Source organism: Labrys sp. ALF-8, from assembly GCF_059699065.1.
In genome coordinates this window covers 2,285,301-2,311,081 of sequence record NZ_AP048537.1, presented here as the reverse complement: position 1 = coordinate 2,311,081, position 25,781 = coordinate 2,285,301, and the positions used below count along the sequence as shown (strand labels likewise).

The 25,781-nt window shown below is 65.5% G+C and carries 27 protein-coding genes; 15 read left to right on the top strand and 12 right to left on the bottom strand.

Annotation, left to right across the window (positions count from 1 at the left end):
• Positions 1-10: 10 nt before the first annotated feature.
• The 5 genes from AC6H34_RS10690 to pdxR all read right to left on the bottom strand — a co-directional run bounded on the left by AC6H34_RS10690 (position 11) and on the right by pdxR (position 5,946).
• On the bottom strand, positions 11-880 hold the full coding sequence (locus AC6H34_RS10690) for an ABC transporter permease (protein ID WP_497538794.1): 870 nt from the start codon (positions 878-880) through the stop codon (positions 11-13).
• The gene (locus tag AC6H34_RS10685; RefSeq protein WP_497538793.1) at positions 877-1,743 is read right to left on the bottom strand and encodes an ABC transporter permease; all 867 of its coding nucleotides are present in this window, start codon (positions 1,741-1,743) and stop codon (positions 877-879) included. The genes AC6H34_RS10690 and AC6H34_RS10685 overlap by 4 nt, the downstream gene beginning before the upstream one ends.
• Before the next feature lie 9 nt (positions 1,744-1,752).
• On the bottom strand, positions 1,753-2,853 hold the full coding sequence (locus AC6H34_RS10680; RefSeq protein WP_448150016.1) for an ABC transporter ATP-binding protein: 1,101 nt from the start codon (positions 2,851-2,853) through the stop codon (positions 1,753-1,755).
• Between the two features lie 336 nt (positions 2,854-3,189).
• Entirely contained in the window at positions 3,190-4,248 is a 1,059-nt protein-coding gene (locus AC6H34_RS10675; protein ID WP_497539874.1) for an extracellular solute-binding protein, read from the bottom strand.
• A gap of 213 nt (positions 4,249-4,461) precedes the next feature.
• Positions 4,462-5,946 (bottom strand): MocR-like pyridoxine biosynthesis transcription factor PdxR, encoded by a 1,485-nt coding sequence (gene pdxR / locus AC6H34_RS10670; RefSeq protein ID WP_497538792.1) that lies wholly within the window; start codon positions 5,944-5,946, stop codon positions 4,462-4,464.
• 106 nt (positions 5,947-6,052) lie between these two features.
• Between pdxR and AC6H34_RS10665 the strand changes: the two genes are divergently transcribed.
• Positions 6,053-7,186, top strand: coding sequence for a mandelate racemase/muconate lactonizing enzyme family protein (locus AC6H34_RS10665; protein WP_497538791.1), 1,134 nt, complete (start codon positions 6,053-6,055; stop codon positions 7,184-7,186).
• Positions 7,183-8,682, top strand: a complete 1,500-nt coding sequence (locus AC6H34_RS10660; RefSeq protein ID WP_497538790.1) for an aldehyde dehydrogenase family protein — start codon at positions 7,183-7,185, stop codon at positions 8,680-8,682. The genes AC6H34_RS10665 and AC6H34_RS10660 overlap by 4 nt, the downstream gene beginning before the upstream one ends.
• Positions 8,683-8,954: 272 nt before the next feature.
• On the opposite strand, the gene AC6H34_RS10655 is transcribed toward AC6H34_RS10660, so the two are convergent.
• Positions 8,955-9,188, bottom strand: coding sequence for a hypothetical protein (locus AC6H34_RS10655; protein ID WP_497538789.1), 234 nt, complete (start codon positions 9,186-9,188; stop codon positions 8,955-8,957).
• A 340-nt stretch (positions 9,189-9,528) separates the two neighbouring features.
• Here AC6H34_RS10655 and AC6H34_RS10650 point away from each other — a divergent pair, with 340 nt between their 5' ends.
• The 4 genes from AC6H34_RS10650 (at position 9,529) to AC6H34_RS10635 (ending at position 11,207) form a co-directional block, all read left to right on the top strand.
• Positions 9,529-9,822 carry a hypothetical protein gene (locus tag AC6H34_RS10650; protein WP_497538788.1) on the top strand — a complete coding sequence of 98 codons (294 nt, stop codon included), beginning with the start codon at positions 9,529-9,531 and terminating at the stop codon, positions 9,820-9,822.
• A 43-nt stretch (positions 9,823-9,865) separates the two neighbouring features.
• Complete coding sequence (locus AC6H34_RS10645) at positions 9,866-10,096, top strand: hypothetical protein (protein WP_497538787.1); 231 nt, start codon at positions 9,866-9,868, stop codon at positions 10,094-10,096.
• A gap of 175 nt (positions 10,097-10,271) precedes the next feature.
• A complete protein-coding gene (locus AC6H34_RS10640) occupies positions 10,272-10,667 on the top strand; it encodes a DoxX family protein (RefSeq protein WP_497538786.1) in 396 nt (131 codons plus the stop codon).
• Positions 10,668-10,694: 27 nt separating this feature from the next.
• On the top strand, positions 10,695-11,207 hold the full coding sequence (locus tag AC6H34_RS10635) for a cupin (RefSeq protein ID WP_497538785.1): 513 nt from the start codon (positions 10,695-10,697) through the stop codon (positions 11,205-11,207).
• Here AC6H34_RS10635 and AC6H34_RS10630 read toward each other — a convergent pair.
• Genes AC6H34_RS10630 through AC6H34_RS10620 form a run of 3 tightly spaced genes read right to left on the bottom strand, consistent with a single transcriptional unit; the run spans position 11,202 to position 14,059 of the window.
• Positions 11,202-12,188, bottom strand: a complete 987-nt coding sequence (locus AC6H34_RS10630) for an aldo/keto reductase (protein WP_497538784.1) — start codon at positions 12,186-12,188, stop codon at positions 11,202-11,204. The two genes, AC6H34_RS10635 and AC6H34_RS10630, sit on opposite strands and share 6 nt — an antisense overlap.
• The gene (locus AC6H34_RS10625; RefSeq protein WP_497538783.1) at positions 12,185-13,060 is read right to left on the bottom strand and encodes an amidohydrolase family protein; all 876 of its coding nucleotides are present in this window, start codon (positions 13,058-13,060) and stop codon (positions 12,185-12,187) included. Before AC6H34_RS10625 ends, AC6H34_RS10630 begins: the two co-directional genes overlap by 4 nt.
• Positions 13,061-13,072: 12 nt before the next feature.
• A complete protein-coding gene (locus AC6H34_RS10620; RefSeq protein WP_497538782.1) occupies positions 13,073-14,059 on the bottom strand; it encodes an aldo/keto reductase in 987 nt (328 codons plus the stop codon).
• Between the two features lie 146 nt (positions 14,060-14,205).
• On the opposite strand from AC6H34_RS10620, the gene AC6H34_RS10615 reads away from it, so the two are divergent.
• From AC6H34_RS10615 to AC6H34_RS10590, 6 genes are all read left to right on the top strand, one after another.
• A complete protein-coding gene (locus AC6H34_RS10615) occupies positions 14,206-15,423 on the top strand; it encodes an ABC transporter substrate-binding protein (protein WP_497538781.1) in 1,218 nt (405 codons plus the stop codon).
• Between the two features lie 200 nt (positions 15,424-15,623).
• Entirely contained in the window at positions 15,624-16,493 is an 870-nt protein-coding gene (locus AC6H34_RS10610) for a branched-chain amino acid ABC transporter permease (RefSeq protein ID WP_448150047.1), read from the top strand.
• A 33-nt stretch (positions 16,494-16,526) separates the two neighbouring features.
• Positions 16,527-17,537 carry a branched-chain amino acid ABC transporter permease gene (locus AC6H34_RS10605; RefSeq protein ID WP_497538780.1) on the top strand — a complete coding sequence of 337 codons (1,011 nt, stop codon included), beginning with the start codon at positions 16,527-16,529 and terminating at the stop codon, positions 17,535-17,537.
• Complete coding sequence (locus AC6H34_RS10600; RefSeq protein ID WP_497538779.1) at positions 17,534-18,256, top strand: ABC transporter ATP-binding protein; 723 nt, start codon at positions 17,534-17,536, stop codon at positions 18,254-18,256. Before AC6H34_RS10605 ends, AC6H34_RS10600 begins: the two co-directional genes overlap by 4 nt.
• Positions 18,253-18,981 carry an ABC transporter ATP-binding protein gene (locus AC6H34_RS10595; protein WP_497538778.1) on the top strand — a complete coding sequence of 243 codons (729 nt, stop codon included), beginning with the start codon at positions 18,253-18,255 and terminating at the stop codon, positions 18,979-18,981. The genes AC6H34_RS10600 and AC6H34_RS10595 overlap by 4 nt, the downstream gene beginning before the upstream one ends.
• Entirely contained in the window at positions 18,978-20,270 is a 1,293-nt protein-coding gene (locus AC6H34_RS10590) for a nickel-dependent lactate racemase family protein (protein ID WP_497538777.1), read from the top strand. The genes AC6H34_RS10595 and AC6H34_RS10590 overlap by 4 nt, the downstream gene beginning before the upstream one ends.
• Before the next feature lie 92 nt (positions 20,271-20,362).
• Here AC6H34_RS10590 and AC6H34_RS10585 read toward each other — a convergent pair whose 3' ends face one another.
• Positions 20,363-21,109: a FadR/GntR family transcriptional regulator gene (locus AC6H34_RS10585; RefSeq protein ID WP_448150053.1), complete on the bottom strand. Its 747-nt coding sequence runs from the start codon at positions 21,107-21,109 to the stop codon at positions 20,363-20,365.
• Between the two features lie 219 nt (positions 21,110-21,328).
• Here AC6H34_RS10585 and larC point away from each other — a divergent pair, with 219 nt between their 5' ends.
• From larC to larB, 3 genes are read left to right on the top strand one after another with little or no spacing between them, the layout of a single operon-like run.
• The gene (larC, locus tag AC6H34_RS10580; RefSeq protein WP_497538776.1) at positions 21,329-22,663 is read left to right on the top strand and encodes a nickel pincer cofactor biosynthesis protein LarC; all 1,335 of its coding nucleotides are present in this window, start codon (positions 21,329-21,331) and stop codon (positions 22,661-22,663) included.
• Positions 22,660-23,451, top strand: coding sequence for an ATP-dependent sacrificial sulfur transferase LarE (larE, locus tag AC6H34_RS10575; RefSeq protein WP_497538775.1), 792 nt, complete (start codon positions 22,660-22,662; stop codon positions 23,449-23,451). Before larC ends, larE begins: the two co-directional genes overlap by 4 nt.
• Positions 23,448-24,119 carry a nickel pincer cofactor biosynthesis protein LarB gene (gene larB, locus AC6H34_RS10570; protein WP_497538774.1) on the top strand — a complete coding sequence of 224 codons (672 nt, stop codon included), beginning with the start codon at positions 23,448-23,450 and terminating at the stop codon, positions 24,117-24,119. The genes larE and larB overlap by 4 nt, the downstream gene beginning before the upstream one ends.
• 37 nt (positions 24,120-24,156) lie before the next feature.
• Here larB and AC6H34_RS10565 read toward each other — a convergent pair whose 3' ends face one another.
• Together AC6H34_RS10565 and AC6H34_RS10560 are read right to left on the bottom strand one after the other, a co-directional pair.
• Positions 24,157-25,002 carry a fumarylacetoacetate hydrolase family protein gene (locus AC6H34_RS10565; protein ID WP_497538773.1) on the bottom strand — a complete coding sequence of 282 codons (846 nt, stop codon included), beginning with the start codon at positions 25,000-25,002 and terminating at the stop codon, positions 24,157-24,159.
• A 26-nt stretch (positions 25,003-25,028) separates the two neighbouring features.
• Positions 25,029-25,772 (bottom strand): SDR family oxidoreductase, encoded by a 744-nt coding sequence (locus tag AC6H34_RS10560; RefSeq protein ID WP_497538772.1) that lies wholly within the window; start codon positions 25,770-25,772, stop codon positions 25,029-25,031.
• Positions 25,773-25,781: the final 9 nt, after the last annotated feature.

Here is a 25,781-nt window from a genome sequence, read left to right as displayed (position 1 = left end):
CAGACAAAACTCACTGCGGGGCGGCATTGCGGTCGCGCTGGGCCAGGATGCTGATCAGCCCGAGCGCGGCCGAAGCGAGCATGAGGAAGAGGGAGACGGCGTTGAGCAGCGGCGTCGAGCCTTCCCTCATGCGGTCGAACATCGCGATGGTCAGCGGCGGATCAGAGCCGACCAGCATGAGCGTGGTGTTGAAGTTCTCGAAGGACATCAGGAAGGAAATGATGCCCGAGCCGATCAGGGCGGGCCTGAGATAGGGCAGCGTGACGGTGGCGAGCACCTCCCACGGCGTGGCGCCGAGGTCGTAGGCGGCCTCCTCGAGCGAGCGGTCGAATTTGCGCAGGCGGGCCGAGATGACGAGCGTCGCGACGGTGGCGATGAACGAGAACTGGCCGAGCACCACGAGGAAAAGGCCGGGACGCAGCCAGTCCACCTCCACGTTGAAGGCATCGTCGACGCGATTGGCGATGCCGCTGGAGAAGGCGAGGATGGAGATGCCGATGATGACGCCGGGTATGACGAGCGGCGCCAGCATCAGGAGATGGCAGAATTTCTTGAGCGGGAACTCGTAGCGCTCGAACAGGAACGAGGTGGTAGTGCCCACGAAGAGCGCCAGCGCCGTTGTGCATACTGCCACGAGGAGCGAATTGCCCATCCCGCGCCAGACATTGGGATCGTTGAACAGTCCAAGCATCGGGTCCTTTGTCCCGACGAACCAATTCAGCGTAAAGCCCTTCCACGGCAGGGAGGGATACATGGAATCGTTGAAGGCGAAGAAGGCGACCACCACGAGAGGCAGGGCGAGGTAGAGGATGAACAAGGCGACATAGGCCTTGTGCACGCCGCGGACGAAGGGGCTGCGCGGAAGGGATGCGAGCATCATTGCCTCCCCAGGGTCGACGACAACGACTGCCCGGTCAGCTTCAGGGCGAGCCAGACGACCAGGCTGGAGCAGACGAGCAGGATGAAGCCGAAGGCAGAACCGACCTCCCAGTTAAAGCGGGTGATGAACTGGGTGTAGATGTGCGCGGTGAACCAAAGGCCGCTCTTGCCGCCCATCAGCGTGGGCGTGAGATAGTTGCCCAGGCTCAGCATGAACACGATCACCGAACCGGCGACGATGCCCGGCATGGCGTGCGGAATGACGATCTCGCGCAGCACCGTCCAGCCATTGCCGCCGAGATCGTAGCCCGCCTCGATATAGGAATTGTCGAGGCTGTCGATGGCGGAGATCAGAGGCACCACCATGAACAGCATCGAGGTGTAGACGAGGCCGATTATCATGGCGGCCTCGTTGTAGAGGAACTCGACCGGCCCACTGGTGATGCCGAGATATTGCAGGAGCCCGGAGAGCAGGCCCGTCTCGCGCAGGATCAGCATCCAGCCGAACACGCGCACGATCTCGCTCACCCAGAAGGGCAGCAGGCAGGTGAGGAACAGCACGGTGCGCGCCCGTCCATGCGCGATCTTGGCGATGTAGTAGGCCACCGGAAAGGCGATGACCAGGGTGAGGATCGTGGCGAGTACCGACATCACGATGGTGCGGACCAGCGTCCAGACATAGGCCCATTCACCGAAGAAGTCCTGGTAGTTGGCGAGGCTGGTGCGATAGACGCGCGGCGAGACCTTCTCCTGCAGCGACAGGAAGAGGAGATCGATGTGCGGGATGACGATCAGCAGCCCGATCCACAGCGCGAACGGCGTCAGCAGCAGGAAGAAGGTGAGACGGCCGGGAGAACTTGTCATGCCCGCCCCTCAGCCCTTACCGAAGCAGCGGCATTTGGCCGGTGCGAAGCGCAGCGAGACAGGCTGGCCCACGGCAAAATTGCCGATGCCGCTGTCATGGGCGAAGGCGACCGAGATCGGCGCGCCCGTGCCGCATTTCACCAGCACGCGGCTCATGGCGCCGTTGAAGAGGAAGCTCTCCACCTCGCCCTGCAGCTGGTTGGTGCCGTCGCCGGCCGGTTGGGTCGCGCCAGCCGGCTCGATGCCTATCTCCTCCGGCCGCACGAAGATCTCGACGGGCTCGCCCGCCGCAAGGATGCGGCCCTGATCGCAGATGCCGTTGAGCGCGACGCCGTCGGCCCGCTCGAGGCGCAGGCCCTGCCTATCCGAGGAAGCGACCTTGCCGGCCCAGCGATTGGAATCGCCGACGAAGCCCGCGACGAAAGCGCTCCTGGGATTGAAATAGAGTTCCTGCGGCGTGCCGACCTGCTCGAAGCGGCCTTGGTTCATCACCGCTACCTTGTCGGACATCACCAGCGCTTCGGACTGGTCATGCGTGATGTAGATGAAGGTGGTGCCGAACTGATGCTGGAGCTGCTTGAGTTCCACCTTCATATGCTCGCGCAGTTTGAGGTCGAGGGCGCCGAGCGGTTCGTCGAGCAGCAGTACGGCGGGATCGAGCACCATGCAGCGGGCGATGGCGATGCGCTGCTTCTGGCCACCCGAAAGCTGGTCGATGCGCTTATCTCCCGCATTCGGCAGGTCGACGCGCGCCAGGATGTCCGCCACGCGCTTGCGGATATCCTCGCGCGCCATGCCGCGGCGCCGCAGGCCGTATCCGATGTTCTCGGCCACGCTCATCATCGGAAAGAGCGCGAGGTGCTGGAACACCATGTTGACGGGGCGTTTGTTGGGCGGCGTCTTCAGGACGGAGCGGCCCTTGATCAGGATATCGCCCGAAGTCGGCTCGCCGAAGCCCGCGACCAGGCGCAGCGCCGTGGTCTTGCCGCAACCCGAGGGCCCGAGGATCGAGAAGAAGCTGCCTTGCGGTATACCGACCGAGATGCCGTCGACGGCCTTGAAGGTGCCGTAGGCCTTGACCAGATCACGGCATTCGAGATCGAAATTCATGGACACCGCCGGGGGAAGAAGGAGCCTGAGGGGCTTGAGACGTGGGTTGAAAGGAGTTCGTAGCCACCGGCCGGATGAAGTAGGCCGCGACGCTTGAGCGCCCTCCCCCCGTTGGGAAAGAGAAGGGATCTGGGTCGTGACGGATAAGGCGTACCCCTTCGCCCTGGAACCCTCACCCTTCTATTCTCCGCCCGCAGGGGGAGAGAAGACGTTGATGGCGCCGCGATTTTCAGCTGCTGAACCAGGCCCGAAGGCTACCTTGTCGATACAGCATCAGCCCCGAGAGAAGAAAAAGCGGGACACATGATCCCGCTCTCAAGGCCGCAACGCAGGGGCTTACTGAGCGGCGATCCGGTCCAGAACCTTGCCTTCCATGTCCTCGATGCCGGCAGGAATGGCCGGGAACCACTTGATCTTGGCGATCACTTCCGGCGGGAAGAACTCCTTGTAGGCCTTGCGGAGGGCGGGGTTGACGAGTTCGTCCGCACCCTTCGAAGCGGAGAAGCTGCCCGAGGCCTCGGTGATCGCGGCGGCGTTCTCCGGCTTCATCACGAAGTTGATCCACTTGTAGGCCGCATCATCGGCCTTGCCCTTGGCGGGCAGCGCGAAGGTGTCGATCCAGCCGAGCGCACCGGTCTCGGGCGCCACGAAGGCGAAGTCGGGGTTCTCGGCATTGAGCTTGAAGCCCGTGGAATCCCAGGATTCGGAGGCGACCACCTCGCCGGAGCGCAGCATGTTGAGGAGGTCGTCCGAACCGGACCAGTAGGCCTTCACATTGGCCTTGCAGTCGGCGAGCTTCTTGCCGGCCTTGTCGATGATCTCCTGGTACTTGGCCTTGTCGCCATAGGCGGCGAAGGGATCGTCGCCCGCAGCGAAGGCCATGCCCAGCAGGGGGATGCGCTTCAGGCGCATCGAGACCTTGCCCTTGTGCGCGTCGGTGCACAGGTCGCCCCAGCCCCTCACATCGGGTGCCTGCTTGGTGTTCACGACGATGCCCGCCGTGCCCCAGAGATGGGCGACGCCATAGACCTGACCATCGATGGTGGTGACCTTCTTGGAGGCCGCCAGCAGGTCCGGGATGAAGAGACTGGTGTCGATCTTGCCGAGGTCGAGCGGCTTGTAGATACCGTATTCCTCCTGCGGACCGGCAATGCGGTCTTCGCTCGGCTGCACGAGGTCGAAGCCGGCGCCGCCTGTGGCGCGCAGCTTCGAGATGATGTCCTCGTTGTTGGAGACCGTCACTTCGACCGTGATGCCGGTCTCCTGTTCGAATTTCTTCACGACTGCATCGGGGGCGTAGCCGCCCCAGGTCAGAAGGCGCAGGGTTTCGGCCGCTGCGGGCGTCGCGAGCGCGATCGCCGCCGTCGTCGCCAAGGCCGCAAGGATTGTCTTCATGCTGGTCACGTGCCCACTCCGGTTTTTTTCGCTGGAGGCGCTGGTCGAACCAGCCATCACAACCGGCCGGGAAGGGAGTTGATCCCGCCCCAGGCACGGGCTGAGATAGGCGGCCCAGCTACTCGAGCTTTACGCTAAGTTCCGATTGGTCTGCCGGGCAGGTCCATTCTGGACAAATAGGAAGACCACTTCGGAACGACATCACAGGCTATGTCAGGCCGATGACAGTTCCGCGAAAGCGAGCGCGAGGGCCTTGGCCCCAGCCTCGATCTTGGCCGCATTGATGCCACCAAAGCCGAGCACCAGCCCCTCCCGGTCGATCGGTTCGATGCAGAAGCGCTCGATCGGCGCGACCGTGAGGTTGTGACGTGCCGCGGCGGCCGAGATCGCCGCGCCGGTGCAGCCGTCCTTCAGCCATGCCACCGTGTGCAGGCCCGTATTTGTCGGGACGATCTCCAGCCAGGGCGCCAGGTGCCGCCTGCCCGCCTCCAGCAGCGCGTCGCAACGCTCGGCATAGAGCTTGCGCATGCGCCGGACATGGGCGGCGAAATGGCCTTCCGAAATGAAGTCCGAGACATGATCCTGCAGCGAGGTCGGCACGCCGGGGGAGAAGGCCTCGAGGCTCGTCTCGAAGATGCGCACCAGGGCAGGCGGCGCCAGGATGAAGCCGAGGCGCAGCGCGGGGAACAACGTCTTCGAAAAGGTGCCGACGTAGATGACCCGCCCGGCCGTATCGACACCCTTCAATGTCGGCAGCGGGCGGCCATGGAAGAAGAACTCCCCGTCCCAATCGTCCTCGACCACCCAGCCGCCGCTCGTCACGGCAGCCTGCAGCAGGGCGAAGCGCCGCTCCAGGCTCATCTTCGAACCGAGCGGCTGCTGATGCGAAGGCGTGACGAAGGCAAGCTTGAAGTCCGGCGAGCGGGCCAATCCCTCCCTCACGATGAGCCCGTCCTCGTCGACCGGCACGGGCACGATCTCGCCGCCATGGGCAAGGAAGCTGTTGCGGGCGCCGATGGTGCCCGGATTCTCGAACCATATGCGGTCGCCGGGATCGAGAAGCGTGCTGCCGATGAGATCGAAGGCCTGCTGCGCACCCGCCACGATGAAGATCTCTTCGGCAGAGCATGCGATGCCCCGATTGGCACGCAAATGGGCAGCGATGGCGTTGCGCAGAGGCCGATGCCCATGAGGCTCGGGATAGCCCAGCACCTGATGGCGCTGGCTGCGCCAATGCCGCGCGACGATGCGCGACCATTGTGCCATCGGGAAGGCATCGAATGCAGGCATGGCGGTGGTGAAGGCCCGCGGTTCATGGGGCAGGCGATGCACGAAGCGGCTCGAGGCGGCGGACATCAGGCGGGCCAGCGGTGCGCTCTCGACGGCCCTGGCAGGTCCGACGCTGGATGCGGGGGGACGATCGGCGTTCACGGCTTCGCTGACGAATGTACCGGCGCCGATGCGCGATTCGAGCAGTCCCTCCGCGGTGAGCTGTTCGAAACTGCCGATCACCGTCATGCGGGCGACGCCAAGCTCCTTGGCGAGGATACGGGAGGCCGGCAGCCGCTCGCCCGCAGCCAGGCCCCCGCCGAGGATGAGATCGCGCAGCGCCGTGGTGAGCTGGATGCCGATTGTACGAGAGGACGCATGGTCGATGGTGATCGACTGCAGCAAAGCCCCGCCCGCCCGCTTGACCATGTGCCTTCCCCCATTGGCCTGCCTGTTGGTTCAAAATGGACCTTAGAGGCAGACCAATTAGAAGGAAATATCCGGCACCATCGTTCGCGCCTCGATCCCTGCGCGAATGCCATCGCCATCAACGAGCAATCCGATGAAGATTACGCGGCTGGAAACCTTCTCCAACCAACACGTCGGCTTCGTCCGCGCCACGGCCGAGGACGGGCAGCAAGGCTGGGGCCAGGTCTCGCCCTACAATGCCGACATTACCTGCCAGGTCTTCCATCGCCAGGTGGCGCGCTGGGCAATCGGGGGCGAGGCCGACGACATCGCCGGCCTGGCGCAGCTCATTCCCGAGCGCGAGCACAAGTTTCCCTGTTCCTATCTGTTCCGTGCCCTTACCGGTCTAGACACCGCCTTGTGGGACATGCGCGGCAAACGGATCGGCAAGAGCGTGTGCGAACTGCTCGGCGGCACGCCCCGCCCCTTCCCGGTCTATGCTTCCAGCATGAAGCGCGGCGAGATTACGCCGGAGGACGAGGCCGAGCGCCTCAAGCGCCTGCAGGGCGAATTCGGCTTCACCGCCTTCAAGTTCCGCGTCGGCAAGGAATGCGGCCATGACGAGGACGAGTGGCCAGGCCGCACCGACGCCATCGTGCCCATGGTGCGCAAGGCCCTCGGCGACGAGGCGCGGCTGCTGGTCGACGGCAACAGTGCCTACACGCCCGGCAAGGCCATCGAGGTCGGTCGCATGCTGGAGGACAATGGCGTCATCCATTTCGAAGAGCCGTGCCCCTATTGGGAACACGACTGGACCAGGGAGGTGACGCAGACGCTGTCGCTCGACGTCACCGGCGGCGAGCAGGATTGCGACCTGACGATCTGGACTTACGCGATGCGCAACCGCATCGTCGACGTCGCCCAGCCGGACATCTGCTATATCGGCGGGGTCGAGCGCATGCTGAAGGTCGCAGCCCTCGCCAAGGCCGCGGGCCTGCCGGTGACACCGCATTCGGCCAACCAGTCGATGCTGACGGCCTATACGCTGCACATCATGGGCGCTCTCGAGAATGCCGGGCCCTATGTCGAATACTCGATCGAGGGGCCGGACTATTACCCCTGGGAGGTCGGCCTACTTGCCAATCCCCTGCGCGTCGAGGACGGCAAGGTCCGGATTCCGCAGGAACCGGGCTGGGGCATGCATGTTCATCCGGACTGGCTCGGCCAGGCACGCCACCAGGTGACGGAGTTGCCGGCATGAGCGCGTCCCTCGATGCCCTGGTCAAGGAAGCGTTGACGACGGGCCGCGTCGCGGGCCTGCCCGACGGCCACTTCATCGGCGGGCGCTTTCAGCCCTCGCAGTCCAGCGCCCGCATGGAGAGCTTCGATCCCGGCCGCGGCACCGCCTTTGCAAGTTTCGCAGCCGGCGACAGCACCGATGTCGATGAAGCCGTGGGCGCCGCGCAACGCGCGTTGGAAGGACGCTGGCGCGATATGAAGCCTGCCGAACGCGGCCGCATCCTGCAGCGCGCCGCGAGCCTGATCGTCGCGAATGCCCATCGCCTGGCCGTGGTCGAGAGCCTGGATTCCGGCAAGAAACTCGCCGAGGCGCTGGGCGACGTGCGCGGCGCCGCCCGCGCTTTCGAATATTACGCCGGCGCCTGCGACAAGCTGCAGGGCGATACCATGCCGCTGGGGCGCGACCATTTCGGCATGACCCTTCACGAACCCATGGGCGTCACCGCCCATATCATCCCCTGGAACTATCCGATTTCCACCGCCGCTCGCGGCCTCGCCCCCGCGTTGGCCGCCGGTTGCGCCGTGGTGGCCAAGCCGGCCGAGCAGACACCCTTCACAGCGCTGCTGCTGGCCGAACTCCTGCATGACGCGGGCCTGCCGGATGGTGTCTGCAACGTCGTCACCGGGACGGGCCGCGAGGCGGGCGCCCCGCTCGTCGCCCATCCCGGCATCGATCAGATCACCTTCACCGGGTCGGTCGCCACGGGAATCGGCGTGATGCAGGCGGCGGCGGCGAACGTGACGCAGCTCGTTCTCGAACTCGGAGGTAAATCGCCCGTCCTCGTGTTCGCCGACTGCGACGTCGAAGCGGCGCTCAACGGCGTCATGGAGGCGATCTATGAGAATGCCGGCCAGATCTGCTCCGCGGGCTCGCGCCTCGTGATCGAGGCGAGCCTGAAGGAGCGCTTTCTCGGCCGCCTCGTCGAGCGGGTGAGCGCCCTCACTCTTGGCCACGGCCTCACCGATCCGGGCATGGGTCCGGTCAATTCGGCGGCCCAGCTCACCAAGATCGAAGGCATGGTCGCGGCGGCCGTGACGCGCGGCGCACGCCTTCATGCCGGCGGTACGAAGGCCGAAGGCAGCGAGCTCGGCCATGGCTGGTTCTACCGGCCCACGATCGTCGAGCCTGTGCAAGGCAGCGACGCGATCGTGCAGGAGGAGGTCTTCGGCCCCGTCATTACCGTACAGGGCTTCGAGAGCGAGGAAGAAGCGCTGGCGCTCGCCAACGGCACCGGCTACGGCCTCGTCGCCGGGATCTATACTGCGGAATTCGGCCGCGCCCACCGTCTCGCCCGCGACATCGACGCCGGCCAGATCTTCATCAACGAGTATTTTGCCGGCGGCGTCGAGATGCCCTTCGGGGGTAACCGCCGTTCCGGCTTCGGGCGCGAGAAGGGTCTCGATGGCCTCAGAAATTACACTCGCGTGAAGAGCATCGCGGCCAGGATATCCCGATGATGCGAGAGACGGGGTACTGAGCGACGGCGAGGTAAGGCAAATACGGAAGTCGCCCTCCGCCGCGTCCATACCGCCAAATCGACGGCAAAGCGCCACGACTTCGGACGGTTCAGCAACGAACGTCCGGAACTCGGGAAATGTCATGCCGCTATCGTGGAGCCCGAAATTGGAAAGGCTTCGCCATGATCGCTTCCACCCTGGCCACCGCCGTCTTCCTGGCTATTCTCGTCGACCTGCTGGGCGCCACCTGAGCCTCCTGGAGCGGCGCCAGCTCAATCGGCCCCGCGCACATAGACTGTCTCGATGCCGGCCGCCGCCGCCAGATCGACGGCACCGTTGACGGCATCCCTGAGCGTGTGAAAGGGACCCAGCGGATCGGACGGGACCTCGTCGCCGACGAAAGTCGCGCTGTTGACGATCCACACCGGCCCGTCGCTCTCGATCAGTATCCAGCTGCTTCCAGTCGGCGGGTTCTCCCCTTCTCGAAGCTGTCGAACATCCACCATCGATCAAACTCCAGTCTTTCGTTCATGGGTGGCTCGGACGCAACAATGCGTCAAAGCTCTTGGGAAGATCTGCATCTCCGACGCCTATTCGTGACCCACAGCGGCAAGGGTTGTATCCTGCTGCATCGAGGCCTTTACTGACGAACCGGATGCACAAACGAGGGACCGCATTTTCCCCGGAATGCCGCTTTCGCAATCGGGCGCAATCCTGCCCATGAAGCGGGAACTTTACGGGGCCGGTAAAGTTTCCCCGATTGCTCGCGGAACCTCGTGATCGGCACCGCACGGATGCGATCCCGCGCCGCAAGCAGGCCCAGGGTCTGCAGGAAGGCAGGAGGCGATGACATCCAGAACCGCCGACGAAATGCGTTTCCCGATCGGAACGATGGTCATCCTCGCGACGGACTCCGGGGTTGCCGAGCCGGCCGCCCTTCGCCCCGGCGACGATCTGACCCTGGAATCGCCCACCCGCGGCAGCGCGCACTGCCGCATCCGGGCAATCACGCCGGAAATGATCGAGGTGGAGAACACCAGAGCGCGATATCGGCTGACGCCGGCCGCCGCCACCCTCACGCAGGGGGGCACGTCGACCTACGAAGGCGGCTGGGTCGTCCGCTCCGCCGTCGGTCTCTAGACCTTGTCGCCGCCGGCGGCGACAGATGCAGGGAGAGGAAGGCATGAGCGGAGACGGAAGCCCCGGCGAGGCCTATGCGAGCATCGAGATAAGGACGCTGGAGGAGGCCATCGAACAGGCCCGGGCCGAAGCCTATGCGGCTGGATACGAGGCCGGCCAGGAGGCGATGCGCGAGAAGGCCGCCGGCGTGTGCGAACGGCTCGCTCCCTCGGCCACGCGGGTTTTCCGTGCAATCCGGGTCATTGCCATAGAGGGTACCACGGCGGTCGAATGACCTCGGTGGCCCGAGCCCGTGCGCCGCAGGCGTGTCACGCCCGCGTTCGCAAACACGTCTATGGCCACGCGCGCATGGCACACCCCCTTCGGCATTGTGATGGAGCGAGGTGGCTGCCATGAATGTTCGGGCCTCACCTGCCGTGTTCGTGCAGGGATCTTCGGGAGAAATCTTCATGTCCTCTGCCAGCGCAACCTCGGCCTCGACCTGGATCGGCCGTATTCTCGCGGGCCTCGTGGTCGTCATCCTCATCGCCGACGGCCTGGTGCAACTGATCGCGCCCGACATGCTGAAAGCCGAGATGGAAGCAACGGGCTTCCCGCCCGGCATGGCCCTCCCGCTTGGCATCATCATGCTGGTCTGCGCCTTGCTCTACGCCCTTCCCCGCACCGCCGTGCTCGGTGCCATTCTGGTGACCGGCTTCCTGGGCGGCGCGATCTGCACCCATTTCCGTCTCGGGGAGCTCGGTTCACCGCCGCAGCTCATCTGCCTGCTGCTCGGCGTACTGACCTGGGGCGGCCTGTACCTGCGGGATGAACGCATGCGCGCCCTGCTGCCCCTCGCCGCCTGAGCATGTTCCCAGCTGGAGGCCTCACCGATGCCGGAAGCGTTGACGTTCGACGAAAACGGTATGGTGCCGAACAATCCGCTTCTTCCCGCCCTGCTCTATCGGGCGGTGTTTCCATCCGGGAAGCGCGACATGGCCGGCCTCATCGAGAAAAGGTTCGGGGCCAATGGCTGGCCTCCGCAATGGCGGAACGGCATCTATCCCTTCCACCACTATCACTGCGAAGGGCATGAGGTTCTCGGCATCGCGGCCGGAACGGCCCGCGTCCTTCTGGGCGGCGAAGGAGGAACCACAGTCCCGCTTGCCGAGGGAGATGTGGTCCTGCTGCCCGCCTGCACGGGCCATTGCTGCCTGTCCCACAGCACGGATTTCCTGGTGGTGGGCGCCTACCCGCCCGGGCAGCACGCCGACATACGCCGATCCGCCGCGACGCCGGCGGTGCGGCAGGCCATCGCGAACCTGCCCTATCCCGACACCGACCCGGTTGGGGACGCGGAGGGCCTGCCCCGGCACTGGCCGAGAGCAGGCGCCGCCTCTTCATAACAGGGGCGTTCGTTCGACCTCGGCCCAGAAGCTCTCCGGAATCGGGAGCCGGGACCAGGCGAGATTCGGCGCGATACGTTCGGGCCGGCTCATGCCGAGCACGGCTGCCGAGACGAGCGGGTTGCGGAACGGATACTGGATAGCGGCGGCCTGCAGCGGAACTTGGTGGCGGTTGCAGATCTCCTCGATTCTCCTCGCACGGGCGACGATCCCGGCCGGCGGGGCGCCATAGTCGAACGTCGCGCCCGCGGCGCCTGGCCCCGTCGCCAGAATGCCGGAGTTGAACACGCCGGCAACGACGATCTCGACACCCTGCTTCTCCGCTTCAGGCAGGAGGTCGGCGACGGCCCCGCGATCCAGGAGCGTGTAGCGGCCGGCCATCATCACGGCATCGAGCGAACAGGCGCGCAGGAAACGCGTCGCGACATCGCTTTCGTTGACGCCGACGCCGATCGCCCGGATGTGCCCGGCCTTGCGCAGATCGTCCAGGGCCCGGTAGCAGCCTTCCATCGCCTCCCCGAAGCGCCGCTCGAAGGCATCGCCATGCGTGAAGCGATCGACGTCATGGATATAGACGAGGTCATAGTCGGCGAGGCCGAGGCGATTGGCCGACTGCTCCAGCGAGCGCATCGTTCCGGCATAGCTGTAGTCGAACACGGGTTTCAGCCGCAGGGGCGAGGCCCACAGGCCGTAGTCCACCGCCTCGCCATAGGGCGGCACCATGTGGCGGCCGACCTTGGTGGATATCGTCACCGTCTTCCGGTCGATGGTCCGCAGGAAACGGCCGAGCCGCAATTCGCTCAGGCCATGCCCGTAGAGCGGCGCGGTATCGAAATAGCGCAGCCCGGCGGCATAGGCCCCGGACAAGGTGTCCGAGGCCTGTTCCTCGCTGACGTTCCGGTACAGCGTGCCGATGCCGCTCGCCCCGAAGCCGAGGCGTGAGGCAAAGCCGATGCGTCCAGTCGAAACCCGTTCCGTCATGATGCCGGCTCCTGGAAGCCGGGCAGGCGATAGGCCGCGACGGCGTTCAGGCCGAAGATCCGGTCCTGCTCCGCCCCGGAGAGATCCCTGAGGCATTCGCGCAGGGCATCGAGAACGCGATCGTAGCTTGCCGCGACGAGGCAGACGGGCCAGTCCGTCCCGAACATGCAGCGATCGGTCCCGAATACTTCCAGCACCTCATGCACATAGGGCTTGAGGTCCGCCGGGGTCCAGCGCTGCCAGTCGGCCTCGGTGACCATGCCGGAGAGCTTGCACCAGACATGGTCCCGCTGCCCCCGGAACTCGCGGATCAACGGCGCCCATTCACCGAAACCGCCGTTGCGGATCTCGGGCTTGGAGATGTGGTCGAGGACGAAGCGGGCCTGCGGGAAGGCCTCGACCGTAGCGATGCAGGACGGCAGCTGCGGCAGGTTCGGCACGAGGTCGTAGACGAGGCCCGCGGCTTCCACCGCTTTCAGGCCGCGCCTCGCATCCTCGCACAGCAGCCAGTTGGGGTCGGCCTCGGTCTGGATCAGGTGCCGAACGCCAACCAGCCACTTGCCCTCCGGGGCGGCCTTCAGCTGGGCCAGCGTTCCCCCGACATCGGCGTCGGTCAGGTCTACCCAGCCGACGACCCCCGCGACGAAGTCCGTCGCCTCGGCGATCCGGATAAAGTCCCAGGTCTCGCCGAGATCGTTCCAGGTCTGCACCAGCACGGTGCCGGTGACACCGTTCTTCTCGAGTGCCGGCCGCAGGTCGGCCGGCTCGAACTTGCGGTTGATCGGCTCGAAGGGGCCGCTCAACCAGCCATAGTCACCGCCGCTGGAAGGATCCCAGAAGTGGTGGTGGGCATCGATGATGGGGGTGGTCATGAATCGCCGCCCCTACCAGCGCTGGTGCACATATTGCCTGATGTAGGCGTCGTAGATCTTCCGGATCTCCGCCATCGCTTGCTCGGGAATCGGCGCGAGATCCGCGGCTTCCGCGTTCGAACGCGCCTGGGCGGGATTGCGGGCGCCGGGGATAGCGACCGTGATGGCATCGAACATCAGGATCCAGCGCAGGGCGAATTTCGCCATGGTGGTATCGTCGGAGACGAGCGGACGGACCTTTTCGACCGCCTCCAGGCCCACCTCGTAGGGTACTCCCGAGAAGGTCTCGCCCACATCGAAGGCTTCGCCGTTGCGGTTGAAGAGGCGGTGGTCATTGGCCTCGAACCGGGTGTCCTTCCTGAACTTGCCGGAGAGAAGGCCGCTGGCCAGCGGCACGCGGGCAATGATGGCGACGTTCTTTTCCTGCGCTCGCTCGAAGAAATGCTCGACCGGCCGCTGCCGGAAGGCGTTGAAGATGATCTGGACGCTGACGACGCCGGGATATTCGATGGCTTTGAGGGCCTCCTCGACACGCTCGACGCTCACGCCGTAATTGCGGATCTTGCCCTGCTCGACCAGCCGGTCGAGGCGCTCGAAGATTTCCGGGTGGTAATAGAGATCCGTCGGCGGGCAGTGCAGCTGCACCAGGTCCAGCACGTCGGTCTCGAGGTTCTTCAGGCTGCGCTCGATCCAGGCGGCGAGGTTGTCCGCGCTGTAGCCTTCCACCGATTGCTGCGGCAGGCGCCGGCCGGCCTTGGTGGCGATGAAGGGCCGCTCGCCGCCACGCTCGCGCATGACCTTCGCGATCAGCTGCTCGGAGTGGCCGTCGCCGTAGACGTCGGCCGTGTCGATGAAGGTCACGCCCGTATCGAGCGCCGTGTGCAGCGCCGCCAGCGCCTCCTCGTCGTTGACCTCTCCCCATGCCGCGCCGATGGCCCAGGCACCAAAGCCGATTTCACTCACGCTGCGGCCCGTCCGGCCAAACTGTCTTGATCGCATATCGTTCTTCCCAGAATTCGGCCTCTTGCGGCCGGCCTCCATGCTAGCCCGCGCCGGGCTTGACATCTACAGGGGTGGCTATTATCAGAAAACACGGTTGTCGTACAACCCTGTAAGAATGCAAAATTGGGATCGGGAGGACGATCGTGACGAACTTGCTCAAGAGGTGCGCCCTGGCGGCGCTGTGCCTCGGCATGCCGCTGGCAGCCGCGTCGGCACAGGATTCGGGGAATGTCATCAAGATCGGCGTCGTGGCGGCTGAGTCCGGCGCCTTCGTCTCGGCGGGCCATACCCTGCCGGCCGGCGTCAGCCTCGCCGTGGACGAGATCAACAAGGCCGGCGGCGTCAAGCTCGGCGACAAGACCTACACATTGCAGCTCCTGAAGCGCGACGACCGGACCGACATCGCCACCGCGATCGCCGCCACGCAGGAACTGGTACGCGACGAGAAGGTCGCCGCGATCTTCGGCTCGGAGACGCACGACTTCACACTGGCCATGGCCAAGATCACCCAGCCCGCGAAGGTCATCCACATCGCTGGCAACAGCACGCTGGCCAAGATCCTGAACCCGCAATCGGTCGCGCCGGGCAGCGAGGACCACTATCTCTTCCAATCCGAACCGCAGGAATTCCAGCGCTCCGGCTCGACCGCGCGCGGCGTCCTCAACCTGCTCACGCCGCTGGTCGGCCATCCCCTCAAGAAATCCGTGGTCATCGTCGGCAATGACGCGACCGGGCAGTTCCTGACCTCCTATTACGTGAAGGCCCTGAAGGCGGAAGGGCAGGAAGTGCCCGACATCATCTTCTATCCGCCTGACACCACCGACTTCTCTCCCTTCCTCACCCGCGCCAAGAGCCTGAATCCGGACGTGGTGCACTTCTGGTACAACGGCGACTCGACGCTGACGGCCCTCCCGCAGGCACTCGAACTCGGCGTGGCGCCCAGCTACTTCCTGTTCGGCGTCGACCCCGGCATCTGGAAGCAGCGCGGCCTGAGCGCCGACGTGCCTGTCGCCATGAGCTGCGTGCCGCTGTGCTGGGGCGAATCCTCCAGCAGCAAGGCGAAGGACTATTTCCAGCGCTACTTCGCCGCCGGCGCGCCGAAGGGCGTCACCTCCTCGGTCTCGCTGCTCTACTACGACTATGTCCATTTCCTCGTCGACGCCTGGGAGAAGGCCGGCACGACCGATCCGGACAAGACCGTCGCCGCGATGGAGTCCCTGCACTACAAGGGCGTCGTCTCGGACGACCTCTCCTTCAATCCCTCGCACCAGGTCACCCACGCGACGGAGGTCTGCGCGGCCGCTCCCAATGGCGACTTCAAATGCTCGATGCAGCAGCCGCCCGCCGACGCGCCGCAATGATCGCCTGACAATCGGTGACGGGGTGCGTCCGAACATGCCCCGTCACGCGTGCCTGCCTTGCAGGACAGCGCGGTGAAACCGGGAGTGGCGATCGCCGATCGCCACTCTTTCCTTCAAGCGCAGCGTTTCCAGCGCCCCGCTCCACAAGGCCGGCACCGCCTTTCCACCCGCCGGACAGAAGAAGCAGACGGAAGAGAGCCTTGGACATCCTTATACAGCAGCTCCTCAACGGGCTTTCCATCGCCAGCGTGATCACCCTGATCGCAGTCGGCGTGACGCTCATTTTCGGACTGACGGGCATCATCAATTTCGCCCATGGCGAATTCCTGATGGTCGGCAGCATCGTCACCTGGCTCGCGGTGGGCAATGGCCTGAGCTTTCCGCTGGCCCTCGGCCTTGCGGTCCTGGCCGTCGCCCTGATGGGTTTCGTCCTCGAACGCGGCCTGTTCCGCTTCACGCTGGAGCGGCCCACCAACGGCTTCATCGTCTCGCTCGGCCTGATCGTCGTCCTCCAGCACATCGTCATCTTCTTCTGGGACCCCAACCAGAAGAGCATTCCGCGCCCGCTGACCGGCATCTGGAACGTCGGCGGCGTGCGAATCGCCTCGGTGCGCCTCATGGTGATCCTGGTCACCATCGCCGTCGTCGCCCTGACCTTCGCCATGGTCACCCGCAGCCGCTATGGCCGCGCCCTGCGCGCCAGCGTCGAGGATCGCGACACCGCCGCGCTGATGGGCATTCCCGTCCGGCGCTACATCACGGGCGTCTTCGTGCTTGGCAGCGCGCTCGCGGGCCTGGGCGGCGCCCTCCTCATTGCGCTCTTCCCGGTCACGCCCTTCACCGGCGGCACCATGGTGATGAAGGGCTTCGCCGTGGCGCTGATCGGCGGCCTCGGCAATCTGACCGGCGCCGTCGTCGCAGGCTTGATCCTGGGCATCGTCGAAGGGTTCAGCGCCGGCTACGGCTTCTCCCAATGGACGGACGCCTATTCCTTCGGCCTCATGATCCTCGTCCTGCTGTTCAGGCCGAATGGACTCTTCGGCGGCACCAGCGGCCCGAAGATGGCCTGATGTCTGCAACCCGTTCGAAAGCGGCCTAAGCCCATGACGAAATCCGCCTCGCCCCTCCTCTCGCTGCTGCCCGCCCTTATCGTGGTGGCGTTGCTGGCCCTGGTCCCGTTGCTCTCGCCGAGCAACCGCCTGCTGTCACTGGCCATCTCCGCCGGCATCAACATCGTCGCCCTCTATGGCCTGTCGGTGCTGTTCGGCCAGACCGGCATTCTCTCGATGGGACACGCAGCGCTTGTCGGCGTCGGCGCCTATGCGGCCGCGCTGCTGGCCCGCGACTATGGCCTCGGCTTCTGGACGGCCCTGCCCTTGGGTGGCCTGCTCGCCGCCATCGCCGCTGCGGTCATCGGCATTCCCTCGCTGCGCGTCAGCGGGCACCATTTCGTGATCATGACCTTCGCCTTCGGGCAATTACTGACCATCGTGCTCACCAATGGCGGCGACTATACCGGCGCCGCCACCGGTCTCGACCTGCAGTTTCCCGTCACTCTGTTCGGCCATCCTCTCGACGACCTGCCCTTCTACTACACGCTGGTCGTCGCCATGGTTGCCGCCAGCGCCGTCGCCAGCTGGGCGATCATCAACTCGCCCTATGGCCGCACCTTGCGCGCCATCCGCGAGAACGAGAAACTGGCGGCGTCCCTCGGCATCAATGTGGGCCGCCACAAGATCGGCGCCTTCATCGTCAGCGGCATGTTCGCCGGCGTCTCCGGCGTGCTGCTCGGCTATTTCCTGCGCCATATCTCACCGATGCAGTTCGCCTCGTTCCCCAGCATCTACCTGGCTCTGATGGTGATGATCGGCGGCGCTCGCCTGCTTCTCGGACCGATCGCGGGCGGCATCCTCGTCTCCTTCCTGCCGGAGGTCATGAACCTCGACCCGGTGGAATCGCGCATTCTCTACGGCGTCTGCCTCATAGCCGTCATCCTGCTGCTGCCCAACGGGGTCATCGCCGGGCTGATGGATGGCTGGCGCGCCTTGTTCGGATCGACGCGCAATGGCGGCGCTACAGCCGCCGCCGAGCAGGTTTCGGGAGCCGATCGATGAGCGCCATTCTGGAAATCAAGGGCCTGCGCAAGCAGTTCGGGGGTGTCACGGCGCTCTCGGGCGTGGACCTCGCGATCGATGAGGGTGAAATCCTCGGCGTCGTCGGCCCGAACGGGTCGGGCAAGACCACGCTGTTCAACGTCGTCACCGGCGTCCACAAGCCGACGGCGGGCAGCGTCGTCTGGCGCGGGCGCGACATTACCGGGCTCGCCCCCCACGAGGTCTCTCGCGCCGGCATCGGCTACACCTTCCAGCAGGCCATGGCCTTCCCCGGCCTGCCGGTGATGGAGAATGTCCGCATCGCCTGCGAACATGCCCGCCGCACCGAGGGGTCCTATCCCTGGACGACGCCGAAGGCGCTGCTCGATTTCGTGGGCCTCTCGGGCCTGGCGGCAGCGCAGGCCAGGATCCTGCCCTTCGGCAGCCTGCGCCTTCTCGGCATCGCGCTCGCGCTGGCGACCCGGCCATCACTGATCCTGCTCGATGAGCCGGCCGCCGGCCTTAACGACCGGGAAACCGCGGCGCTGGTCGGCCTGGTGAAGCAGTTTCCGGGGCACGGCATCAGCGTCTGCGTCATCGATCATGACATGAAGCTGATGCAGATGCTCTGCAAGCGGCTGGCCGTGCTCGACTTCGGCTCGAAGATCGCCGACGGCCCGACGCAAGCGGTGCTCAACGACCCGAAGGTCCTGGAAGTCTATCTCGGAGCTGCCCTGTGACGCTTCTCTCCGTTTCCAACGTCACCAACGGCTATGGTGCCACCATCGTTGACCGCGACGTCTCGCTCACCCTCGCCGAGAACGAGATCGTGACCATTCTCGGCCCGAACGGCGCTGGCAAGTCGACGCTTCTCAAGACCATCGTCGGCCTGGTCAAGCCGCGCTCGGGCACGGTGAGCTTCGATGGCGGCGACGTCACCGGCCTGACGCCCGACATCATGGCCAAGCGCGGCGTGGTGCTGGTCCCGGAGGGCCGGCGCATCTTCGCCGACATGACGGTGGAGGAGAATCTGCGCCTCGGCGCCTATGCACGCCGGGATGCCGCCGTCGACGAGGACGTGCACACGATGGAGCAGTTCTTCCCGATCCTGGCGACGAAGCGCCACCAGAAGGGCGGTTCCCTCAGCGGCGGGCAACAGCAGATGCTCGCCATCGCCCGCGGCCTGATGGCCCGCCCGCGCGTGCTCCTGCTGGACGAGCCTTCGCTCGGCCTCTCGCCGCTCTTCGTCAAGGAAATCCAGGGCATCATCCTCGACATCGGCGGGCGCTTCGGTGCCTCCGTCCTCCTCGTCGAGCAGAATGCCGGCCTCGCCCTTTCCGTTGCCTCGCGTGGCTATCTGATGCAGAATGGCCGAATAGCCACCTCTGGCCCGATCGCCGAACTTCGGAATCTATCCTTGATGCGGGAACTCTATCTTGGCGGGCTCACGGAGCAGGTCTCGTGAGCGATAGCGGAATATCGTTGTCGTTCGGACGGGGACACCTGCCTCTTCGATTGCCCAAGGGCGCAGAGGCGATCCTGATCCGCAAGAGGATGCTGCAGAAGCTTCCGGATCCGCATGCAGCGATTGCCGGGGTTCTCCGGGAACCCATCGCCGCCGCTCCCTTGTCAGAACTGGCCAGGGGTCGCAAGAGCGCCTGCATCCTGATCTGCGACATCACCCGGCCGGTTCCCAACGGGCTGTTCCTGCGGCCGATGATCGAGACCATCGTCGCCTCCGGCATTCCCCTCGACGCGATCTCCGTGCTGGTTGCCACCGGCCTGCACCGCCCCAATCTCGGCGAGGAGCTGGCCGAACTGGTCGGTGATCCGTGGGTGCTGGAGAATGTGCGCGTCGAGAATCACTACGCGCGCGACGAGGCAGCCTGCGTCGACCTCGGCTTCACGAGGACTCGGCACACGCCGGTCAGGCTCAACAGGCTGTTCGTCGAGGCGGATCTGCGCATCGCCACCGGGCTCGTCGAGCCGCATTTCATGGCCGGCTGGTCGGGCGGGCGCAAGGTGATCGCACCGGGCGTAGCCTTTCACGAGACCATCCGCACCTTCCATTCCGCCCGTTTCATGGAAGACCCGCTCGCGGTTCAGTGCAACCTCATCGGCAACCCCCTGCATGAGGAGCAGCTCGAGATCGTGCGCATGCTCGGCGAGGTCTATGCGCTGAACACCGTGATCGACGAGGATCGCGATCTCGTCTGCGTCACCTTCGGAGAGATCATCGCTAGTCACCAGGCAGCGGTGGATTTCGTGAGCGAGGCGACCCATGTGCCGGTGGAACGCCGATTCTCCACCGTCGTCACCTCCTCGGCCGGCTATCCGCTGGACAAGACCTACTACCAGACGATCAAGGGCATGGTGACGCCGCTCGACATCCTCAAGCCCGGCGGCACGCTGATCATCGCCTCCGAATGCTCGGAGGGCTTCGGTTCGACGGAATTCCGCGAGGCGCAGGCCAGGCTCGTCGAACTCGGCCCCGAGCGCTTCCTGGCGACGTTGAAGGCGAAATCGCTGGCCGAGATCGACGAATGGCAGACCGAGATGCAGCTCAAGCCCATGCGCCTGGGTAAGATCGAGCTGTTCACCACCGGCCTCGCGGGCGAGGACAGGCGGCTGACGGGCGTCGAGATGATCGAGGATCTGTCCCGCGCCGTTGAGCGCAGCATCGCCGCCAGCGGGGATACCGCCGTCGCCGTCATTCCGGAGGGGCCGTATGTCGTTCCGCGCTATGCGGGATGAGCGGCAGGCACCTTCCTCCGGGACTCCGCTTCCCTTCGGCCGAGACAATGCCTGAGACGACCGCCTTGCAGGGAGCGAAAACGGATCCTGCTCTACGCAGACAGGCTCTCGTCCCGCAACTTCTCGAAGCGGGACGCGCTTTTCGACAGATGGTTGCGCAGGGCCTTGCGAGCGGTGGCCTCGTTACCCTCGCGAATGGCCGCGAAGATCGCATAATGTTCCCGGCGCATCCGCGTGGCATGGCGCTGGCGCTCGGCAACCGTCATCTTGTCGAGGCGTGCCCATTGCCGAGGCACCATGAGCGTGCCGAAAGTATCGAAAAGCCGTCCGTAATAGGAATTGTGCGTCGCCACCAGGATCGAGCGGTGAAAGGCGAAATCCTCCTCCGCGCCGTACCCACCCTGCTCGATAGCCCGGTCCAGCGCGTCGAGCCGGTCCTGCATGCGCGCGATATCTTCGGGTGTGCGCCGCAACGCGGCCAGGCCCGCCGCCTCGTATTCGATGCCGATGCGCAGCTCCAGCACGCGCAGCACCTCGTCGATCGATTCCAGGTCATTCGGAATGATCGAGAAGGAACGCGGAGTCGGATCGTTGGAGACAAAGGCACCGAGCCCTTGGCGGGTGGTGATCAGCCCCTTCGCGCGCAACGTGGCAAGGGCCTCGCGGACGATGGTGCGGCTGACACCCGTCGCTTCCATGATCGCCTGTTCCGTCGGCAGGCGCTGCCCCGGCTTGAGGTCGCCGGATTCGATCTGTGCAATCAGGCGGTCAGCAAGCCCGCTCCGCAGGTTGGGCACCTGCTGGATCGTGCTGAAAACGGCACTGTCCTTGTCCTTCATGCTGTTTCGAGATCCATTTTCGCCTTCCGGCCGCCCCTTCTTGCTTTCGTTGCTAACTCATGGCGATTCAAAAAGCAAAAGCCCGTGATACGGGATGCTTACGCAGGGTGAGGAAGACATGAAGGAAACACCGGAAATCGGCGTCGGCACCGTGTATCGGGGCGGGAGAGGCAACGCGGCCGCCCGCCGGATACTCCGCACCACGCTCTAGGGATTGTCATGCTGGAACTTCACCTCGACCCGCTCGGCGGCATTTCAGGCGACATGTTCGTCGCAGCATTGCTGGATCTCCGCCCCGATCTCCAAGAGGGTCTGCAGGGCGCGCTGAAGCTTTGTCCGCTGATCGAGAGGGTCGAATGCGAGCTGATCGCCCATCATGACGGAGTGCTCACCGGGAGCCGCTTCATCGTGCGACATCCCGATCACGGCGCGGATCACAGCCATGATCAGGAGGGGCATCATCATGGCCATGCAGGCCAGCATGACGATGGGCCGCATGGCCACCATCAACACGCGCATGCGCCCGGCCACGCTCATCCCGGACACGGTCATGCCGCCGATGCCCATCACGACCACGTCGCCTGGCGGGACATCCGGGAAGCGCTGAGCCGTTCCGCGCTCGACGGCGAGACGATCCGCCATGCGCTCGGCATCTTCCGGCGCCTGGCCGAGGCCGAGGCCCGGGTACATGGGACCCAGCCTGACGACGTGGCGTTCCATGAGGTCGGGGCGTGGGATTCGATTGCCGACATCGTGTCGGCCGGCTGGCTCGTCGCACGGCTCCAGCCGCTGCGATGGACGGCGGGCGTGATCCCGCTGGGCAGTGGACGGGTCCGGACGGCCCACGGTCTCCTGCCCGTTCCGGCGCCGGCCACGGTCCATCTGCTCGAAGGCTTCGCCACCATCGACGACGGCATAGCGGGCGAGCGAGTGACACCGACAGGCGCCGCAATCCTCTCCTATCTCTGCAGCGAAGGCACGACGGACCGGCGATCGCGGCGGCTGACGGCCGCGGCACATGGCTTCGGCAGCAAGCGGCTGCCGGGCGTGAGCAATTGCCTGCGCGTGCTCGCCTTCGAGGCGGCAGCCGGCGCCAGCACCGCCGCGAGCGAGGATATCGCCGTTCTCGAATGCGAGATCGATGACCAGACCAGCGAGGACATCGCCCAGGCGGTGGAAAGGCTGCGGGCGGCGCCTGGCGTGCGCGACGTCGTCCAGGCACCGGTCTTCGGCAAGAAGGGCCGGATGATGACGCATCTGCGTGTGCTCGCCGTGCCATCGGCAAGCGCCGATGTCGCAGCCCTCCTGTTCGACGAGACGACGACGATCGGCGTGCGGCGCTCCATCGTCGAGCGCCTCGCGCTCAGGCGGGAGCCGGATAGTGTCGCACATGAAGGAAAGGCCTATCCCTTCAAGGTCGTCGACCGCCCCTCCGGCCGAACGGCCAAGCTCGAGGCGGATGCACTTGCCGATATCGCGGGTGCCGGAAGGCGCCATACCGTGCGGCGGCTGATCGAGGGCCTCCTAAGGCAGAAGAGAGGAGACATATCGTGACAAGGACGCTCGACGAGATCCTCTCCTCTCTCGATCGGATGGCGGTCGCCGTCAGCGGCGGCGTAGATTCGGTGACGCTCGCCACCCTCGCCACAAGGCTTCGCGGCGCCGGCAAGGTGCGTATCATGCACGCCGTTTCGCCCGCCGTGCCCGGCGAGGCCACCGAGCGCGTTCAGGAGTTGGCGCGGCAGGAGGGCTGGGACCTTCAGCTCCTCGATGCCGGTGAATTCGCGGACAAGAACTATCTGAGCAATCCGGTCAACCGCTGCTTCTTCTGCAAGGGCAACCTTTACGGCGCCATCGCCGCGCGTTCGGACCGACAGATCCTGTCGGGCACCAATACCGACGATCTCGGCGAGTATCGCCCCGGCCTGGATGCGGCTCGAAATTTCGGCGTCCGCCATCCCTTCGTCGAGGCCGGCATCTCCAAGGCGGACGTACGCCGTCTCGCGCGCGGGGCCGGACTTGGGGACATTGCCGAACTCCCCGCATCGCCCTGCCTGTCCAGCCGGGTCGAAACCTCGATTTCGATCGATCCGCTGGTTCTACAGGCCGTACACCGTGTCGAGCGGCTTCTGGACGACACGCTGAAGCCCTCCACCGTCCGCTGCCGCGTACGCCGCGCCGGCGTCGTCATCGAATTGGATCAGCAGGCCCTGTCGCTCGCCCGGCGGCAGGCAGCGCTCGCAGAGCAGATCCAGGCCCTGCTGCCGCCGCATCTGCGAGAGCAGGCGATAGCGTTCGAAGCCTATCGGAACGGCAGCGCCTTCGTTGGAGCAAGGCCTTGAATACCCCCGATGTCGTCTTCGACGTGAAGCGCGCGCACCGCATCGGCCTGGACGAGTCCGTCTTCTGCGCCGGCAAGTCGGCCCGCCAGATCGAAACGATCCTGCGCGATGCGGCGGCGCGGGAGGCGGGGCTGCTGCTGACCCGTCTCGACGCTGGCAAGCTCGCCGATCTTCCGGCGGACCTCCAAGCCGGTCTCGACTATTGCGATATCTCCCACACGGCTTTCTTCGGCCCGCAACGACCGGTTGCCATGGCAGGCAAGGTGGCGATCGTCGCAGCCGGAACGTCCGACGCGCCGGTCGCGCGCGAAGCCGAGAGAACCTTGAGGCATGCCGGGATTGCAGCGGGACTGATCGTCGACGTCGGCGTCGCCGGCCTCTGGCGGCTCATGGACCGAATCGAGGAGATCCGGCGCCATCCCATCGTGATTGCCGTGGCCGGCATGGACGCGGCGCTCGCCAGCGTCCTCGGCGGCCTCTATGCCGGAAGCCTGATCTGCGTGCCCACGTCGGTCGGCTACGGCGCGGCCGAGCGGGGCCGCACCGCCCTCAACGCCATGCTGGCGAGCTGCGCGCCGGGCCTGCTGGTGACCAATATCGACAACGGCTACGGCGCCGCCTGCGCGGCGCTGCGCATGTTGGGCAGCATGGGGCTTAGGCAGGCCTGATTCCGCCTGCCGGATCTGCGCCCCGTCCGCGACGCCGTCAGGCCGCGTCCACGGTGAGCTGCGTCTGCTCGCCAAGGCCCTCGATGCCGAGCCGTATGGTCTGGCCGGCGCGCAGGAAGACGGGAGGTTTCATGCCCAGGCCCACACCCGGCGGCGTACCGGTGGAAATGATGTCGCCCGGCTGCAGGCTCATGAACTGCGAGATGTAGTGCACCAGGAAGGCGACGCCGAAGATCATCGTCCTGGTCGAACCGTTTTGGCGCATGACGCCGTCCACCGACAGCCACATCTTGAGATTCTGCGGATCGGCCACTTCGTCACGGCTCACCAGCCAGGGTCCGATCGGCCCGAAGCTGTCCGCCGACTTGCCCTTCGTCCACTGGCCGCCCCGTTCGGCCTGGAATTCCCGCTCCGAAACGTCGTTGATCAGGCAGTATCCCGCCACGTGGTTCATCGCATCGGCCAGGGAGACGTAGCGCGCCTCGTCGCCGATCACCACGCCAAGCTCGACTTCCCAGTCGGTCTTCCTGGACTTGCGGGGGATGATGACGTTGTCGTCCGGGCCGGTGATGGCGCTGGTCGCCTTCATGAAGAGGATGGGCTCCTCCGGAATAGCGGCGCCGGTTTCGGCGGCATGATCGGCATAGTTCAGGCCGACGCAGATGAACTTGCCCGTGCGCGCCACGCAGGGGCCGAACCGTCCGGGCTCGGCGACAAGGGGCAGGCTTTCATGATCGATGGCCGCGATCCCGGCCAGACCTGCCGACGTCAGGACCTCCCCTGCGATGTCCCCGACATGCCCGCTCAGGTCGCGAACCCTGCCATCGCTGTCGAGGATGCCGGGCTTCTCGGTGCCGCGCGGACCGTAACGCAAGAGTTTCATATCAGATATCCGTTGATGACGATTGATCAGGCATTAGCCCAGCCGCCGTCGATGACGATGGCGTTGCCGGTCATGAAGGCCGATTCCTTGCTGGCAAGGTAGACCACGAGCTCGGCGACTTCCTCGGCGGTGCCGAGCCGGCCCATGGGCTGGCGCGCGATGAAGCCGGCGCGGGCCTCCTCATAGTCGCCGAGGGAACGCATGCGGTCCTGCAGCGAGGGACTCTCGATCGTGCCGGGGCATATGGCGTTGACGCGAACCCCCTTGCCGACATAGTCGAGCGCCACCGACTTGGTCAGGCCGATGACGGCCGCCTTGGTGGTGCCGTAGATGAAACGATTGGGCGCCGCGATCACCGTCGAGGCGACGGAGGCCATGTTGATGATCGAGCCGCCGCCGCGATCGATCATGCCGGGCAGGAAGGCGCGGATCATGCGGTACATGGCGCGCAGGTTGAGATTCACCGAAAAATCGAAGGCATCCTCCTCGCAGTCGAGGATGGCGCCGTGATGAACGAAGCCGGCGCAGTTGAACAGGATGTCCGGCGCTTCGGTCTCCTCGGCGAAGGACCGGATGGCCTGCGGATCGAGCACGTCGAGGCGGCGCGCCGTCACGCCGGCGATATCCGCGAGCGTGTCGAGCTTCGCGGCGTCGATGTCGGTGGCGAGCACGCGTGCCCCCTCGCGATGAAGGGCCAGGACGGCGGCATGTCCCATCCCCTGGCCGGCCGCCGTCACGATGGCCGTCCTTCCCTGGAGTCTTCCGGTCATTTCGATCCT

Bases quoted from the DNA above. Each gene is read 5' to 3' on its own strand.
- AC6H34_RS10690 (WP_497538794.1), bottom strand. From the start codon at position 880: ATGATGCTCGCATCCCTTCCGCGCAGCCCCTTCGTCCGCGGCGTGCAC.
- AC6H34_RS10685 (WP_497538793.1), bottom strand. From the start codon at position 1,743: ATGACAAGTTCTCCCGGCCGTCTCACCTTCTTCCTGCTGCTGACGCCG.
- AC6H34_RS10680 (WP_448150016.1), bottom strand. From the start codon at position 2,853: ATGAATTTCGATCTCGAATGCCGTGATCTGGTCAAGGCCTACGGCACC.
- AC6H34_RS10675 (WP_497539874.1), bottom strand. From the start codon at position 4,248: ATGAAGACAATCCTTGCGGCCTTGGCGACGACGGCGGCGATCGCGCTC.
- pdxR (WP_497538792.1), bottom strand. From the start codon at position 5,946: ATGGTCAAGCGGGCGGGCGGGGCTTTGCTGCAGTCGATCACCATCGAC.
- AC6H34_RS10665 (WP_497538791.1), top strand. From the start codon at position 6,053: ATGCCATCGCCATCAACGAGCAATCCGATGAAGATTACGCGGCTGGAA.
- AC6H34_RS10660 (WP_497538790.1), top strand. From the start codon at position 7,183: ATGAGCGCGTCCCTCGATGCCCTGGTCAAGGAAGCGTTGACGACGGGC.
- AC6H34_RS10655 (WP_497538789.1), bottom strand. From the start codon at position 9,188: ATGGTGGATGTTCGACAGCTTCGAGAAGGGGAGAACCCGCCGACTGGA.
- AC6H34_RS10650 (WP_497538788.1), top strand. From the start codon at position 9,529: ATGACATCCAGAACCGCCGACGAAATGCGTTTCCCGATCGGAACGATG.
- AC6H34_RS10645 (WP_497538787.1), top strand. From the start codon at position 9,866: ATGAGCGGAGACGGAAGCCCCGGCGAGGCCTATGCGAGCATCGAGATA.
- AC6H34_RS10640 (WP_497538786.1), top strand. From the start codon at position 10,272: ATGTCCTCTGCCAGCGCAACCTCGGCCTCGACCTGGATCGGCCGTATT.
- AC6H34_RS10635 (WP_497538785.1), top strand. From the start codon at position 10,695: ATGCCGGAAGCGTTGACGTTCGACGAAAACGGTATGGTGCCGAACAAT.
- AC6H34_RS10630 (WP_497538784.1), bottom strand. From the start codon at position 12,188: ATGACGGAACGGGTTTCGACTGGACGCATCGGCTTTGCCTCACGCCTC.
- AC6H34_RS10625 (WP_497538783.1), bottom strand. From the start codon at position 13,060: ATGACCACCCCCATCATCGATGCCCACCACCACTTCTGGGATCCTTCC.
- AC6H34_RS10620 (WP_497538782.1), bottom strand. From the start codon at position 14,059: ATGCGATCAAGACAGTTTGGCCGGACGGGCCGCAGCGTGAGTGAAATC.
- AC6H34_RS10605 (WP_497538780.1), top strand. From the start codon at position 16,527: ATGACGAAATCCGCCTCGCCCCTCCTCTCGCTGCTGCCCGCCCTTATC.
- AC6H34_RS10600 (WP_497538779.1), top strand. From the start codon at position 17,534: ATGAGCGCCATTCTGGAAATCAAGGGCCTGCGCAAGCAGTTCGGGGGT.
- AC6H34_RS10585 (WP_448150053.1), bottom strand. From the start codon at position 21,109: ATGAAGGACAAGGACAGTGCCGTTTTCAGCACGATCCAGCAGGTGCCC.
- larC (WP_497538776.1), top strand. From the start codon at position 21,329: ATGCTGGAACTTCACCTCGACCCGCTCGGCGGCATTTCAGGCGACATG.
- AC6H34_RS10565 (WP_497538773.1), bottom strand. From the start codon at position 25,002: ATGAAACTCTTGCGTTACGGTCCGCGCGGCACCGAGAAGCCCGGCATC.
- AC6H34_RS10560 (WP_497538772.1), bottom strand. From the start codon at position 25,772: ATGACCGGAAGACTCCAGGGAAGGACGGCCATCGTGACGGCGGCCGGC.